Genomic DNA, 12,642 nt, shown 5'->3' on the forward strand with positions numbered 1-12,642 from the left:
CGCGGGAGTCAGGGCAGCAGGACGCAGGCGATGAGGGCTTCGGCCGGGCTTACAGGGTGACGGCGATGCCCAGCATGATGGCCATGAGGGTGACGACGAAGAGCATGCTCTGCCAAACCTTCGGCGGTTGTACGGGCTGTCCGGAACGGGCCTGTTCCATCACGCGTCTGAGGAAGCCCGCGAAGACGACTCTCGTCAGGGCCAGGCCGAGCATGGCCACCGTGTACAGCTGCAGCGGGATGTCTCCCTCGATGCCCCGCGCCGCCGAGCCCAGGACGATGCCGAGCCCGCCAACCAACGGGGGCAGTATCGCCTTCCATCTGTTCTTCTTCTCAGGTATCAGGGACTGGAACGCCACCGCTGCCGCGGTGCCCGCCACGAAGGCGGCGATCCACCAGTCGGTGCGGGAGAAGTGGGAGGTCAGCACAGTAGGTCTCCGTTCGGTGCGGGCTTATGACCGAGTCAAGCCGGAGAGGCGCCATCCCTCGACAGGTCAACGACCCCTCCGGGCATAGGACTTACAGTCTGGCCTCATCCTTATCAGGTCGATCCTTTGGGGCTCCCGTACCTGCATTGAAGCCGCTCCGTGCCCTTAGACCGGCCGTTAAGGTCCGCACTGATCCGCAGTCGTTCGCCGCTGTTGGTGTCAGCCATTGATGTCAGACATCGGTCGCCGCTTGACGCTCTGACCAGTGAGCTCCCAGCCACGGAGCGTCACGGAGTCCACGTAGGTTTCCGAAGCTCGATCGCCGGTTACCGAAAGGTCATATTCGGTGCGGTACGGCTCCGTCCTGCCAGCGGTAGAGGTCGCGCAGCAGGGAAATCTCAGCGCCGTGATGGATCAGCTCCCTATTGACGTGCAGGACCCTGTTCTCCATGGGAAACCGCTCGGGACCCACCGGGGGCGGATTCTCCAGGTCAGCGTCCGAGAGCGCGCGGACCCCCTCGTTCCATCTCCCATACATCTCATCGAGCTGTTTCAGCGCCTCGTCAGCGGTCCCTGCGTAGGCGAATGTCTGGGAGTCGACGTCCTGGCCGCCGAAGTACCATCCGACCCGATAGCCCAGGCACGAGACGATGATGTGCGCCAGCCGCCAGGCAATCGTGGTCACCGGCGCCGGCATCGGGCCAGGGGACGCGAAGTCCATCGTCCACTCCCCCGAACCTTCCGACATCGGTGCGGCCGACGTGCCACGCGGGCGGACGCTCCAGCAGCCGCGCACCGGCTCCCAGAAGTACTCCTCATCGGTGAGACCGTCCAGCCGTGGCCGCAGGTTCGTGCGCCAGTGCCAGTCCAGCTGCTCCGCGAGCCGCTCGCTTCTTGTCATTTCCGCACACTACATACAACGGAGACCTGGCTGCGCTCCATCCACTGAGCTACAAGCATTCAAGTCGTAGCCCACGAAGGGGATTTGAGGCAAATCGGGAATCCAAGCGATCACGACACAGACTCTCGCAACCCCCCCACCACCCCAGCTCCCATCCCGTCCGCCGTCGACCCACACACCGTGGAGCGGGCGTGGTCCCTGGCGTCCAGGTGGAGCGCGCCACTGTACGAACGACCTGGACGCCAGGGACCACGTCTGCTCGGCTTCGCCTGGGTCGACGGTGGACGGGATGGGAGCTCCCCACGCACGCCACTACGGACCCGCAGTCGGGAACGGCGCCCCCTCCATCCCGGTGCCGGCCGATCCCCCGCCGGAGGCATTGCCTTGACCGTGGCCCCGCTATGCGGTGATCGACTCATGGCCACCGGCCCTATCCACATGTGGGCGCGCGTCGGTGCAGCGCGGGCGGAGCGGGCCGAAGGCAGGAGCGGCGCCCGCAGCGGAGCCGGGAAGCGCGCCCGGCGGAGCGGAGCGCAGCCGGGGCTTGATGAGGTAGAGAAACCCGTAACAGGATGACTTAGAGGACAGCGCTCCGCTCGGCCAAGTCGTGCAAGGCTTCAGGAACCCGAGGGCCTGAGAGCTGGATCAAGTCGCGGATGACTTCGCGGGCCAAGTGGTGATCGTGGATCTGCTCGGGCGCTAGGGCCTCGGCCTCCAGGATCGCGGCTGTGGCTTCTCCGACGTGTCGCCGCTGCGCGTGGGCTCGCGCCACGTCAAGCAGGAAACGTGCCTGCCGCTCGGGCGAAAGGTCCGATGCGTCGACTTCCTGCGCCACCTCCAGGGCAAGCCCTGCGTCTCCCAACTCGACCGCCGTGCTTACGGCGTGGATCGCGACGTTAGTTGGCCCGAACTCCGTGTCGAAGTCGTTTCGGTCCTCGCCCAGCCGCGCTGCGATTTCTCGCGCCCGGTCGATGTGTTCATGGGTCCGCCCGCGGTTGCCCTCTCTCGCGTTGATCACTGCAAGGACCAGGTTCATGGCGCCCAACAGCGACAGTTCTTCCGGCGAGCACGTTGGGGCTTCCGCCCTCGGCGCCATTACGGCAACAGCGGATTGGGCTGCCTGCTCGGCCTGCTGCATGTGCTGTTGCCGCATGAAGGCGTGCGCCATGCGGAACAGACTCGCAACGACCTCCAGGGGCTGTCCGGCAAGTTCGGCTGCCTGTAGTGCCCGGTCTGCCGCGACCCACGCTGCATCCGCCTGGTCCTGCCGGGTGAAGCTGGCTGCGGCTACCTGGTACGCCTTGGCCCGTAGGGCGTGCAGCTCTGTGCGCTCACCTGCTGGCGCGTGGCGCACTGCGGTCTCGATGCTCGGGAGTAGCTTGGCGATGTGGTCGCTCAGCGCCGCGTAGCTCGATGCGTGTACGAGAGTCCACGCCTCCTCTACTTGCTGACGGAAGTCGGCAAGCGATGGAGTCGGTTCGGATGGCGGCTGCTGAAAGAGGCTGCCCAGCGCCGGGTGACCCGTGAGGGCCACTCGTAGCCCGTCGAGGTCGTTGCTCCTTGTCTGCGCCTCTGGCTCGGCTTCCTCTGCTGGGGCAGCGTCCGGCCGTAGTTCGCGCACGGACACGTTGAGCGCGTCGGCCAGGGCCTGTAGGACCGACAGTCGTTCGACCGGCTGTACACCTCTTTCGACCTGTGACACCCAGCTCTCTGAGCGCCCCATCGCGGCGGCAAGGTCGCTTTGCGACATGCCTGCGGCGCGACGGAGCTCCTTGACCCTCTGACCGAGGGCCTTGGGGTCGGAAGCCGTCACTTCTCGGCTCCGGTGGGGTACTTGCCGGCGTACGGCTGGAGGCGGTCAACCTCGGTCTTCTCGACGTACTTCTCGCGCTCCGTCAGGAAGTGACGCGTGTGGGGCTGGCGCTCGTGCTCCTCGAAGGCGGCGCGATCGGCGTACAGCTCGAAGAAGATCCGCTCATTGGGCGCGCCCTCGACCTCGTGGCACGCATAGACCAGTGTGCCGGGCTCGTGTGCCCGGATTCCTGCGGCGGTCTCGCGGACCAGTGCGTCAAACGCCTCGCCTGCACCCTCGCGCAGCGTGAAGCGAACAAAGAGCCCGTAGTTGGTCATTTTTTGCTCCTTCTCGTCGCGCTCAGTCTCGCAGACTCAGAGTTCTGCTGCTAGTCGCAGTCTTTCTGTTGGCTCGCAGTTTTTCTGTGAGTAGCTTCGATGGAGTCGCAACAACAAGGCGCCCCGGGCTACGTGCCATCCGCCAAGATCACAACGCAGCCCGGGGCTGATCCCACAAGGGGGCCTCCATCATGGCTGGAACCGTTGAGGTTCTGCACATCGCACGTTCGGTCGAGGATGATGAGCGGTGCTCGGACTGCGTCGGCTCGCTGCTGACCGTGGACGGCGGGGAGCTGTCGGGTCTGCCGGGTGTGCTGGTGCCCTGCATCTGCGTGCCGTCCTTCGGCGGCCGGTGGGAGTGGTGCTCGGGTCCGTCCGGTGACGTGTGCGCGTGCTGGATGGCGCGCTGGCCGTTCAACGCCGGTCACACCGGGCTGGTGCCGCTGACGCCGGACGAGTTCGACGACGACGGCCCGCTCTACCGCCCGTGCCCGGTCCACCCGGTGGCGCTCGCCTCGACGGCGGTGGTCGCATGACGACCGCGACGATTGCCGGGAATGAGCGGCTGCGCGGTGCCATGGTTGCCGCCAACGTCACCATCGAGGGTCTGGCCGACCATCTGGGGATCGACCCGAAGTCGGTGGACCGCTGGCTGAGCACCGACCGCACCCCGCACGCCCGCAACGCGGAGGCCGCCGCGCGGCTGCTGGGGGTGGACGCCTACCAGCTGTGGCCCAGGCTGGGCGAGCGGCACCGCTCTGCGCCGACCCCGCAGGATGAGGTGGTCGCCTGCTACCCGATGCGCAGCACCGTCCCCTCCGGCCTGTGGCGCACCATCCTGGCCGGTGCCTGCACGGTCATCGACCTGGCCATCGCCAATCTGCTGTTTCTGACCGATGCGGTGTGGGACCTGCCCACGCTGCTGGCCGACAAGACCGCCGCCGGGGTCCGGGTCCGCATCGTCACCCCGGAGACCCCGGACGGGCCGGTTACCGGGATCGCTGACGTCTTCCCGTCACTGGCGGCCGTGCCCGGTCTGCGGCTGGCCACCCATCCGGGCCTGCGGGCCGACGTGATGCGCGCGGACGATGACCTGCTGGTCACCACGCCGATCGACGGGCTGACCCCGGCGCTGGCGCCGGTGCTGCACCTGCGGCGGCTGGGTCCGGCCCCGATGGTCGGCGGCTACCTGGCCACCCTCGACCACCTCTTCGCCACCGCCACCCCGGCCCGTGCGGGCTCCCACCTGCGGGCGGTGGCCGCGTGACCCACCTGCCCGTTGCCCCGGCTGCCGTCGCTGACGTGGCGGCGGCCGTGGGCACCGACCCCCTGACCCTGGCCGACCTGCTCCGGGTCGCCAACACTCCCGGCTTCGACCGCTGGCAGGAACAGATCAGGCGCACGGGCGGCTGCGCCCACCCCATCCGCCTGATGGGCTCGACGGTCACCCGCGACGCCAAGACCGGCGACGTCCTCTACTCGTACTCGACCGAGCAGGAGCCGGGCGGCGTGCTCCGGGTGGCCTGCGGCAACCGGCGGGCCTCGCGCTGCCCGGCCTGCGCCTGGACCTACGCGGGCGACACCTATCACCTGATCCGTGCCGGGATCACGGGCGACGAACGCAAGGACGTGCCCGCCACCGTGCGGGATCACCCCCGTGTCTTCGCCACCCTCACCGCGCCCTCGTTCGGCCCCGTTCACAACCGGCCCGACTCCGGGCGCTGCCGCTGCGGCACCCGGCACGCCGAGGACGACCCGGCGCTCGGCACGGCGCTCGACCCGGAGTCGTACGACTACGCGGGTGCGGTGCTGTGGAACAACCACGCCGGGGACCTGTGGCGGCGCTTCACCATCTACCTGCGCCGGGAGATCGCCGCCCGCGCGGGCATTACGCAGACGGCCCTGCGGGAGGTGTGCCGGGTCTCCTTCGGCAAGGTCGCCGAGTTCCAAAAGCGCGGCTCGGTCCACTTTCATGCGGTGGTGCGGCTCGACGGGCCGGACGGTCCTGACTCGGCTCCGCCGGCATGGGCCACCGTCGCTCTCCTGGAGGGCTCCATCAAGGCCGCTGCCGCTCGCGTCTCCGTGCCCGTACCGGGCGTCCGGCGACCACCCGGCCCGCGTGCTGTGCTGGGGCTCCCAGGTCGACGTGCAGGCCATCGGCGCTCTGGGCCAGGAGGAGCTGACCGAGCAGGCCGTGGCCTCCTACGTGGCCAAGTACGCCACCAAGGCCGCCGAGACCACCGGCACGGTCGACCGCCGGATCGGGGAGCTCTCCGAGCTGGACAAGCTCCCCTTGCCCGCGCACACGCGGCGGCTGATCGAGGCGTGCTGGGACCTGGACGACGCCTATCCGGAACGGCTGCTGGCGCGCTGGGCTCACATGCTCGGCTTCCGCGGCCACTTCTCCACCAAGTCCCGCCGCTACTCCACCACCCTCGGCGCACTGCGCCAGGTCCGGGCTGGCTACCGCGCGCGGCAGGAACGCCACGAACGCGGCTTCTCCGAAGACCTCGACGAGACGGAGGGCTCCACGCTCGTGCTCGCCCACTGGACCTACGCCGGACAGGGCCACACCCCCGGCGAATCCTGGCTCGCCGCCACGATCGCAAAGGAGATCCGACTGAACCGAGAGACAGCACGCGAAGCGCTGGCCGACCTGGACGACTGGGAGGTGTGCGCATGAGGCGCCCGCTGCCTTCCCGCTACCTGACGCCGATCGACGTTGCTGACCTGCTCGGTGTGCCGGTCGAGACCGTCTACCAGTGGCGGCGCAAGGGCACCGGTCCCCGTGGCTTCCGCGTCGGCCGGCATCTCCGCTTCGACCCGGAGGACGTGCGCGCCTGGGTCGAGTCCCTGATGGAAGGGGCTGCCTGATGGCCGATCACGTCCAAGACCGCTGGTACAAGACCGAGACCGGCCCGGACGGCAAACCCGTCAAGGTCAAGACCGAACGCCACGGCGTCGGTCACCGTTACCGTGCCCGGTACATCGCGCCGGACGGCTCCGAGAAGTCCAAGAGCTTCCCGGACAAGCAGAAGCGCAAGGCCGAAGCCTGGCTGTCCAACATCGAGGCGGACATGTCGCAGGGGCGGTACATCGACCCGGCCGCGGGCTCGGTGACCTTTGCGCAGTACGCCAAGGAATGGATGGCGGCGCTCACCATCGACCCGGTGACCCGTGAGAGCGTCGAGATCCGCCTGCGGGTCCACGCCCTTCCGTACCTCGGTGATCGGCCGATGGCGTCCTTCCGGCCTTCCCACCTGCGTGCGTGGATGCGCCAGCTGGAGGCGACCGGGCGCGCGGCGTCCTACCGGCGGTCGATCTTCGCCAACGTGTCGGCCGTGTTCACGGCGGCCGTGGAGGACCGGATCATCGCCGAGAACCCCTGCCGGGCTCGCTCGGTGCGGGCGCCCTCCCTCGACGGCCGGAAGGTCAAGCCGTGGTCCGTCGAGCGGGTCATGGCCATGCACGAAGCCATGCCGGACGCCTACCGGGAGATGGTCTCCCTGGGGGCGGGCTGCGGCCTCCGTCAGGGCGAGATCTTCGGCCTCGCTCTTGAGGACGTCGACTTCCTCGGCGGCACGGTTCACGTGGTCCGGCAGATCAAGCTCATCCGAGGCGTACAGGCGGTCTTCGGCCCGCCTAAGGGCGGCAAGGAGCGTCACGTCCCGCTGCCGGAGACCGTCTCCTTCGCACTGGCGGCGCACATCACGAAGCACAAGCCGGTAGAAGTCACCCTGCCGTGGAAGACCCCGGACGGCCCGCCCGTCACGGCCTCACTGCTGTTCATCGATGCCCGGAACCAGTGGCTGCACCGGTACCGCTTCAACCGGGCCGTGTGGCACCCGGCTCTCACCTCCGCCGGCATACCTCTCGGCCGTGAGAACGGCATGCACGCCCTCCGCCACTTCTACGCCTCCGTGCTCCTGGACGCGGGGGAGAGCATCAAGGCCCTGAGTGAGTACCTCGGCCACCACGACCCGAGCTTCACGCTCCGCACGTACACGCACTTGATGCCGAACAGCGAGGCGCGCACCCGGGCCGCCGTCGACCGGGTCTTCCGGGGCCAGGACAGCGCCGATGACGGCCCCGATACGGCCCAGGGGACAAGCTGACCCCCTGACCTGCATCGCAATCAGAACAGCCACAACTGACAAGGCGGCTACGTCACCGCGCCCGCGAACTCCGCCAGCGCCACGAAGTCGGGCTCCCGCAGCCCGACCCCCGGGTCGACATGGTGCAGCAGCGCGGGCGCGGGGTGCTCCGCGGCCACGTACGCCGTGTCCGCAGGGCTCTGCTCGTCGTCCACCCAGGCGAACGGACACCCGGCGGCATACGCCACGATCGCCTCGGTCTTCCAGTGCACACCGTCCGGGCGGGTCGCGAACAGGCCCGCGCCGAAGTCGACGTACGGCAGCTCGGGCAGGCCGACCACCGGGGCGATCCAGCGGTTCGCGGCGTCCATCCAGGTGGTGGCCCAGCACAGGTCGTAGCCGAGCCGCAGCAGCGCCGGGCCGTGCGCCGGGTTCAGCCGGACCCGCAGCGCGCGCCCCGGGTGCAGGGCCACCACGATCGTCACACAGCCCTCCGGGAGCCGCTCTCGCCAGGCGGCCCACGGATTGAGGGGGCCGTCGACGTCGAGGAACAGCAGCGGGCGGCTCACACGGCTACTCTGCCACCAGCCGCTCGTAGGCCGCCCGCAGAGCCGCGACCGTTTCCGGGGCCGCGGGCCGCAGGGGTGCGCGGACCGGGCCCGCGGGCAGGTTCAGGGCGTTCAGCAGGCCCTTCACGGTGACCGTGCCGGGCAGGCCGGAGGACATCGTCGACTCGATGAGTTCCGTGGCTCGTTGCTGCAGACAGGCCGCCCGCGCCGTGTCGCCGGCGTCGAACGCGTCCAGGACGGAACGGAGTTGGCGCGGGGCGAGGTTCGCGACCGTGCTGACGTACCCCGCGCCGCCCACCGCGTACAGGGCGAGGATGTGCTCGTCGCAGCCCGCGTAGTACGCCAACTCGGTGCGGGCCAGGACCTTCTGGGCGCCGAGGAAGTCGTAGGAGCAGTCCTTGACCGCCACGATCCGGGGATGGCCGGCCAGCCGCAGCATCGTCTCCGGCTCGATGCGGGTGCCGGTGCGGCCGGGGATGTCGTACAGCACCACCGGCAGTCCACAGGCGTCCGCGACCGTGCGGAAGTGCTCCTCCACGGCGTCCTGCGGCGGCCTGCTGTAGTACGGCGTCACCACCAGGACCCCGTCGGCGCCCGCCTTTTCCGCCTCCAGGGCCAGTTCCACGGTGTGCCGAGTGTCGGCGGTGCCCACGCCCGCGACGATGGACACCCGATCCCCGACCGCCTCCCGCACGGCCCGCACCAGCGCCGACTTCTCGGCGTCCGTCGTGGTCGGCGACTCGCCCGTCGTCCCGTTGAGTACGAGACCGTCGCAGCCCCCGGCCACCAGCCGGGCGGCCAGTCGCCGGGCGCCGTCGAGGTCGAGTGCGCCCGAGGCGGTGAAGGGCGTGACCATGGCGCACAGGGCGCGGCCGAAGGGAGGCGCGGCGGAAGGGGCGGCGGGAGTCGCTGCGGTCGTCATGGGAGTAGTCTCGGCAGCCCGCATCGTGCAGCTCCACTTAATTCCCCTACCAGGTACCGGTAAGTTTTTCTTCCGTGTGGTGGCGGGGTCGTACCGCGTCCTATGTCCAAACCCGGCCGTCATGGGTCACCATGGGCATGAGGTCACCAATGGGCAGCTCATGGGAGGCGTCATGAAGCTCGGCAAGGCACTGGCCACCGGAGTCGCGCAGGAGCAGCCGCCGGTCTCCGAGGAGGAAGCCCCCGAACTCCCCGAGGAGACCCAGGAGCCGCAGGCCGAAGCGCCTGAAGAGGTCCCGGCCGCCCGATGAGGCTGCGGCTGCCCGCGGAACGCCCGACGGAGCCGCCGACCGGATACAAGATCGCCCACCCGGTGCTGTCCCAGGACGGCACCCGGGCCCGCTTCACCGGTGTGTCGCTCGGCGGCGCGCTGCCGTACGGCGTTCTCGCGGACGCGTCCTGTGTCTACGGCCGCCGGCACCGGCCGCCCGCCCGCCTGTGCGACTGCGGCTTCCACTGCGTGCACGCACGCGCCGACGCCGAGGCCCTGCTGTGCACGGCCGAGCACCGCACGGCCGTCCTGCTGGAGGTCGTGGTCCTCGGCGCCTACATCCGCTTCGAACGCGGCTTCCGCTACGCCCGCCAGCGGGTGCGCACGGCGAGGGTCGGGCCGTGCGCGTGCCGCGCGCCCGCCTCCGCGCTGGCCGACGCGGGCTGGGGCAGGCCCGGCTGGCGGGTCCTGGCCGCCGCCTGCCCGGGGTGCGTGCGCGGCCGTACGTCCGTGACGCTCACCGGCTTCGCCCGGCTGGCCGGGGACGGGCTGCGGGTCGTGGCGGGCGGCGGCCCGGCGCAGCCGGGAACCGCCCCGCCCGGCGGACCGGGCCTGCCCACCGGGCTCGGTGTGCCCGAACTCGTCGCTGAGGCCGCCCTGCTGCAGGCGAGGCTCGACTGGTTCCAGACCCAGCTGGCCCGCCTCGGCGAGCGCGGGCCCGGCGGCGCGGGCAGGGGGTAGGGGGGCCGTCACGGGGTACCCGGATGTTCCGTACCGAGAGGAGGCGGGACACCGTGACCGGGACGATCGATGCGAGGCCTGCGAGCGGCCAGCACCGCACGGTGCGCGGCCACCCGGCGGGCGAGCGTCCGGTGGGCGAACTCGTCCACCAGGCCACTGAACAGCTTTCCCAGCTCATCCGGCAGGAAATGGCCCTCGCCAAGGTGGAGCTGGTCCAGAAGGGGCGCCGTATGGGGCGCGGTGGTGAGCTGCTGGGCGCGGCGGGAGCCATCGGCTACGTCGGGCTGATCGCGCTCGCCGGCACGTGCGTCGCCGCCATCTCGCTGGCGCTGCCCGTGTGGGCCGCGGCGCTCATCGTGACGGGCGCACTGTTCGCGATCGCGGGCGTGCTGGCCCTGACCGGCCGCGCCCAGTTGCACCATGCCGCACCGCCCAGGCCGGAGGCGACGCTCGGCAGCGTCAAGGCGGATGTCGAGGAGATCAAGGAAAGGGCGCACCACCGATGACGGACAGGACGCAGGGGGCGGACGGCGGGCCGGCGCCGGTCGCCGGCGCGAAAGGCCCCGACGAACTTCGGCAGCAGATCGAGGAGACCAGGAGCCGGCTCGGCGACACCGTCGAGGAACTGGCCGCGAGGGCCGACGTGAAGGGCCGCGCCATGGCTCGCGCGGCCGACCTGAGGGACAAGGCCGGCGCGATGACGGTCCAGCTGCGCAGCACCGCCGCGCAGGCCGGCCACCGGATCCAGGAGAAGGCGAGCCACGCCGGTCACCGGGCGCAGGAGAGGGCGTCCCGGGCCGGGCACACGGCCACGGACACGGCGTCGCGGGCGGGGCACACGGTCGTGGACACCGCGTCCCGGGCCGGGCACACGGTCCAGGACACGGCGAGCCGGGCCGGGCACAGCGCCCCGATGAGCGGCGTGAACAACGCCGTCCAGGCGTGCCGCCGCAATCCGCGCCCGCTGATGATCGCGCTCGCGGCAGGCGCGGCGCTGGTGGCGGCCGGGCTGCTGATCCGGCGCAACCGGGACTGCTGAGGCCGCACACTCACCGGCTTCGACCGAAGGCCGCCCCCGCCCGAGAGGTGGGGAGCGGCCTTCGGCGTTCGAGCACCCGACAGCTCCCTGCCGAAAACTCAAACAGTCTGGACAAAAAAAGTTTTCGGTGAGACGGTGGACCCATGCTCGACGTCACCGTGATCGAGGACCCCGAGGCAGCGGCCGTCTCCCTGGACCCCGTACGGGCCCGGCTGCTCGCCGAGCTGGCGGCCGGCCCCGCGTCGGCGGCCATGCTGGCCGGCAAGGTCGGCCTGCCCCGGCAGAAGGTGAACTACCACCTCAAGGCGCTGGAGCGGCACGGCCTGGTCGAACTGGCCGGCGAGCGCCGCAAGGGCAACGTCACCGAGCGGCTGATGCGCGCGACCGCCGCGTCGTACGTCATCTCGCCGCTCGCCCTGGCCTCCGTGCAGCCGGACCCGGACCGTTTCCGCGACCAGCTCTCCGCACGCTGGCTGCTCGCCCTCGGCGCCCGGCTGGTGCGCGACGTCGGCTCGCTGATCACCGGCGCGGCCAGGGCGCGCAAGCGGCTGGCGACGTACGCGCTGGACGGCGAGGTCCGCTTCGCCTCGGCCGCCGACCGGGCCGCGTTCGTCCAGGAACTCACGGCCGGCGTCGGCGCGCTGATCCGCAAGTACGACGCACCCGGCGCCGAGGGCGGCCGGGAGCACCGGATCGTGGTGGCAGTCCACCCCACGGTCAAGGACCCGGCCGGGGCGGCCACCCCGGAACTCGACGCACCCTGAACCCTCACACCCGGCAGGAGCCCGCCATGTCCAAGGAGTCCGAGAAGGAATTCGAGATCGTCCGCGAGTTCGAGGTCGACGTCACGCCCGAGGAGGTGTGGGCGGCGATCACCACCGGTACCGGCGGCTATCTGTGGCCGATGGACCCGCCCGAGCCCCGGGCGGGCGGCGCCGGACCCTTCGGGTCCACGGTCACCGCCTGGGAGCCGCCGCACCGCTACACCAACCGCAGCGAGAACCCCGGCGTGCCGACCCAGTCGCTCAACCAGCTCGACCACACCATCGAACCGCGCGACGGCGGCCGCCGCGCCTGGGTGCGCTATGTGCACAGCGGGATCTTCACCGACGACTGGGACAACCAGTACGACGGCGCGAACAAGCACACCGACTTCTACCTGCACACCCTGCGCGAGTACCTGACGCACTTCGCACCCCGCCCGGTGGCCTTCACGACCCTGAACGGCCCCGAGGAGTCCACCGCCCCCGACGCCTTCACCGCCGTCGGACGGGCCCTCGGACTCACCGAGGAGACGGCCACGGGCGCGCGCGTGACCGTCCAGGGCCCGAAGGAGTTCGAGGCCGTACTCGACTACCGCGACCCGTACTTCGTCGGGCTGCGCACCGACGACGCCCTCGTCCGCCTCTTCGGCCGCAACCACTGGGGCGCCCCGGTCGGCGTCAGCGTCCACGACTTCGCACCGGACGCGGACCCCAAGGCGACCGAAACCGCCTGGCAGGACTGGCTGAACGGGGTGTTCAGCCAGTCCTGACACGGCCACTGCCCG

At 70.5% G+C, this 12,642-nt stretch carries 16 protein-coding genes and 1 pseudogene; 11 read left to right on the top strand and 6 right to left on the bottom strand.

All coding sequences use genetic code 11. The features are described 5' to 3' along the window. Positions 1-49: 49 nt before the first annotated feature. The 4 genes from ACX25U_RS27745 to ACX25U_RS27760 all read right to left on the bottom strand — a co-directional run bounded on the left by ACX25U_RS27745 (position 50) and on the right by ACX25U_RS27760 (position 3,458). Positions 50-427, bottom strand: a complete 378-nt coding sequence (locus ACX25U_RS27745) for a hypothetical protein (protein ID WP_454383911.1) — start codon at positions 425-427, stop codon at positions 50-52. A gap of 337 nt (positions 428-764) precedes the next feature. Then, positions 765-1,328: a DinB family protein gene (locus ACX25U_RS27750; RefSeq protein WP_454383912.1), complete on the bottom strand. Its 564-nt coding sequence runs from the start codon at positions 1,326-1,328 to the stop codon at positions 765-767. 577 nt (positions 1,329-1,905) lie between these two features. Continuing rightward, positions 1,906-3,141, bottom strand: a complete 1,236-nt coding sequence (locus ACX25U_RS27755; RefSeq protein WP_454383913.1) for a helix-turn-helix domain-containing protein — start codon at positions 3,139-3,141, stop codon at positions 1,906-1,908. After that, on the bottom strand, positions 3,138-3,458 hold the full coding sequence (locus ACX25U_RS27760) for a putative quinol monooxygenase (RefSeq protein ID WP_454383914.1): 321 nt from the start codon (positions 3,456-3,458) through the stop codon (positions 3,138-3,140). Before ACX25U_RS27760 ends, ACX25U_RS27755 begins: the two co-directional genes overlap by 4 nt. Before the next feature lie 191 nt (positions 3,459-3,649). On the opposite strand from ACX25U_RS27760, the gene ACX25U_RS27765 reads away from it, so the two are divergent. From ACX25U_RS27765 to ACX25U_RS27785, 5 genes and pseudogenes are all read left to right on the top strand, one after another. Beyond that, the gene (locus ACX25U_RS27765; protein WP_454383915.1) at positions 3,650-3,994 is read left to right on the top strand and encodes a hypothetical protein; all 345 of its coding nucleotides are present in this window, start codon (positions 3,650-3,652) and stop codon (positions 3,992-3,994) included. Next, the gene (locus ACX25U_RS27770; RefSeq protein WP_454383916.1) at positions 3,991-4,725 is read left to right on the top strand and encodes a helix-turn-helix domain-containing protein; all 735 of its coding nucleotides are present in this window, start codon (positions 3,991-3,993) and stop codon (positions 4,723-4,725) included. The genes ACX25U_RS27765 and ACX25U_RS27770 overlap by 4 nt, the downstream gene beginning before the upstream one ends. Continuing rightward, positions 4,722-6,141 (top strand): annotated as a pseudogene (gene repSA / locus ACX25U_RS27775) (replication initiator protein RepSA). The gene ACX25U_RS27770 and the pseudogene repSA overlap by 4 nt, the downstream one beginning before the upstream one ends. Further along, complete coding sequence (locus ACX25U_RS27780) at positions 6,138-6,332, top strand: helix-turn-helix transcriptional regulator (RefSeq protein ID WP_109202797.1); 195 nt, start codon at positions 6,138-6,140, stop codon at positions 6,330-6,332. Before repSA ends, ACX25U_RS27780 begins: the two are co-directional and overlap by 4 nt. Further along, complete coding sequence (locus ACX25U_RS27785) at positions 6,332-7,573, top strand: tyrosine-type recombinase/integrase (RefSeq protein ID WP_454383917.1); 1,242 nt, start codon at positions 6,332-6,334, stop codon at positions 7,571-7,573. The genes ACX25U_RS27780 and ACX25U_RS27785 overlap by 1 nt, the downstream gene beginning before the upstream one ends. A gap of 47 nt (positions 7,574-7,620) precedes the next feature. Here the strand turns inward: ACX25U_RS27785 and ACX25U_RS27790 are convergent, their stop codons facing one another. Next, positions 7,621-8,121, bottom strand: a complete 501-nt coding sequence (locus tag ACX25U_RS27790) for a hypothetical protein (protein ID WP_454383918.1) — start codon at positions 8,119-8,121, stop codon at positions 7,621-7,623. 4 nt (positions 8,122-8,125) lie between these two features. Next, positions 8,126-9,043, bottom strand: coding sequence for a 4-hydroxy-tetrahydrodipicolinate synthase (gene dapA, locus ACX25U_RS27795; RefSeq protein ID WP_454383919.1), 918 nt, complete (start codon positions 9,041-9,043; stop codon positions 8,126-8,128). A gap of 172 nt (positions 9,044-9,215) precedes the next feature. On the opposite strand from dapA, the gene ACX25U_RS27800 reads away from it, so the two are divergent. From ACX25U_RS27800 to ACX25U_RS27825, 6 genes are all read left to right on the top strand, one after another. Further along, complete coding sequence (locus tag ACX25U_RS27800; RefSeq protein WP_454383920.1) at positions 9,216-9,353, top strand: hypothetical protein; 138 nt, start codon at positions 9,216-9,218, stop codon at positions 9,351-9,353. Then, positions 9,350-10,054 carry a hypothetical protein gene (locus ACX25U_RS27805; RefSeq protein WP_454383921.1) on the top strand — a complete coding sequence of 235 codons (705 nt, stop codon included), beginning with the start codon at positions 9,350-9,352 and terminating at the stop codon, positions 10,052-10,054. Before ACX25U_RS27800 ends, ACX25U_RS27805 begins: the two co-directional genes overlap by 4 nt. 53 nt (positions 10,055-10,107) lie before the next feature. Further along, on the top strand, positions 10,108-10,560 hold the full coding sequence (locus tag ACX25U_RS27810) for a phage holin family protein (RefSeq protein ID WP_454383922.1): 453 nt from the start codon (positions 10,108-10,110) through the stop codon (positions 10,558-10,560). Beyond that, positions 10,557-11,093, top strand: a complete 537-nt coding sequence (locus ACX25U_RS27815) for a DUF3618 domain-containing protein (RefSeq protein ID WP_454383923.1) — start codon at positions 10,557-10,559, stop codon at positions 11,091-11,093. The genes ACX25U_RS27810 and ACX25U_RS27815 overlap by 4 nt, the downstream gene beginning before the upstream one ends. A gap of 143 nt (positions 11,094-11,236) precedes the next feature. Further along, positions 11,237-11,857, top strand: coding sequence for an ArsR/SmtB family transcription factor (locus ACX25U_RS27820; RefSeq protein ID WP_454383924.1), 621 nt, complete (start codon positions 11,237-11,239; stop codon positions 11,855-11,857). Between the two features lie 26 nt (positions 11,858-11,883). Continuing rightward, on the top strand, positions 11,884-12,627 hold the full coding sequence (locus ACX25U_RS27825; protein ID WP_454383925.1) for an SRPBCC family protein: 744 nt from the start codon (positions 11,884-11,886) through the stop codon (positions 12,625-12,627). Positions 12,628-12,642: the final 15 nt, after the last annotated feature.

The sequence above is a fragment of the Streptomyces sp. JNUCC 63 genome, from assembly GCF_054366325.1.

Bases quoted from the DNA above. Each gene is read 5' to 3' on its own strand.
- ACX25U_RS27825 (WP_454383925.1), top strand. From the start codon at position 11,884: ATGTCCAAGGAGTCCGAGAAGGAATTCGAGATCGTCCGCGAGTTCGAG.
- ACX25U_RS27765 (WP_454383915.1), top strand. From the start codon at position 3,650: ATGGCTGGAACCGTTGAGGTTCTGCACATCGCACGTTCGGTCGAGGAT.
- ACX25U_RS27815 (WP_454383923.1), top strand. From the start codon at position 10,557: ATGACGGACAGGACGCAGGGGGCGGACGGCGGGCCGGCGCCGGTCGCC.
- ACX25U_RS27805 (WP_454383921.1), top strand. From the start codon at position 9,350: ATGAGGCTGCGGCTGCCCGCGGAACGCCCGACGGAGCCGCCGACCGGA.
- ACX25U_RS27760 (WP_454383914.1), bottom strand. From the start codon at position 3,458: ATGACCAACTACGGGCTCTTTGTTCGCTTCACGCTGCGCGAGGGTGCA.
- ACX25U_RS27780 (WP_109202797.1), top strand. From the start codon at position 6,138: ATGAGGCGCCCGCTGCCTTCCCGCTACCTGACGCCGATCGACGTTGCT.
- ACX25U_RS27800 (WP_454383920.1), top strand. From the start codon at position 9,216: ATGAAGCTCGGCAAGGCACTGGCCACCGGAGTCGCGCAGGAGCAGCCG.
- ACX25U_RS27820 (WP_454383924.1), top strand. From the start codon at position 11,237: ATGCTCGACGTCACCGTGATCGAGGACCCCGAGGCAGCGGCCGTCTCC.
- ACX25U_RS27750 (WP_454383912.1), bottom strand. From the start codon at position 1,328: ATGACAAGAAGCGAGCGGCTCGCGGAGCAGCTGGACTGGCACTGGCGC.
- ACX25U_RS27770 (WP_454383916.1), top strand. From the start codon at position 3,991: ATGACGACCGCGACGATTGCCGGGAATGAGCGGCTGCGCGGTGCCATG.
- dapA (WP_454383919.1), bottom strand. From the start codon at position 9,043: ATGACGACCGCAGCGACTCCCGCCGCCCCTTCCGCCGCGCCTCCCTTC.
- ACX25U_RS27785 (WP_454383917.1), top strand. From the start codon at position 6,332: ATGGCCGATCACGTCCAAGACCGCTGGTACAAGACCGAGACCGGCCCG.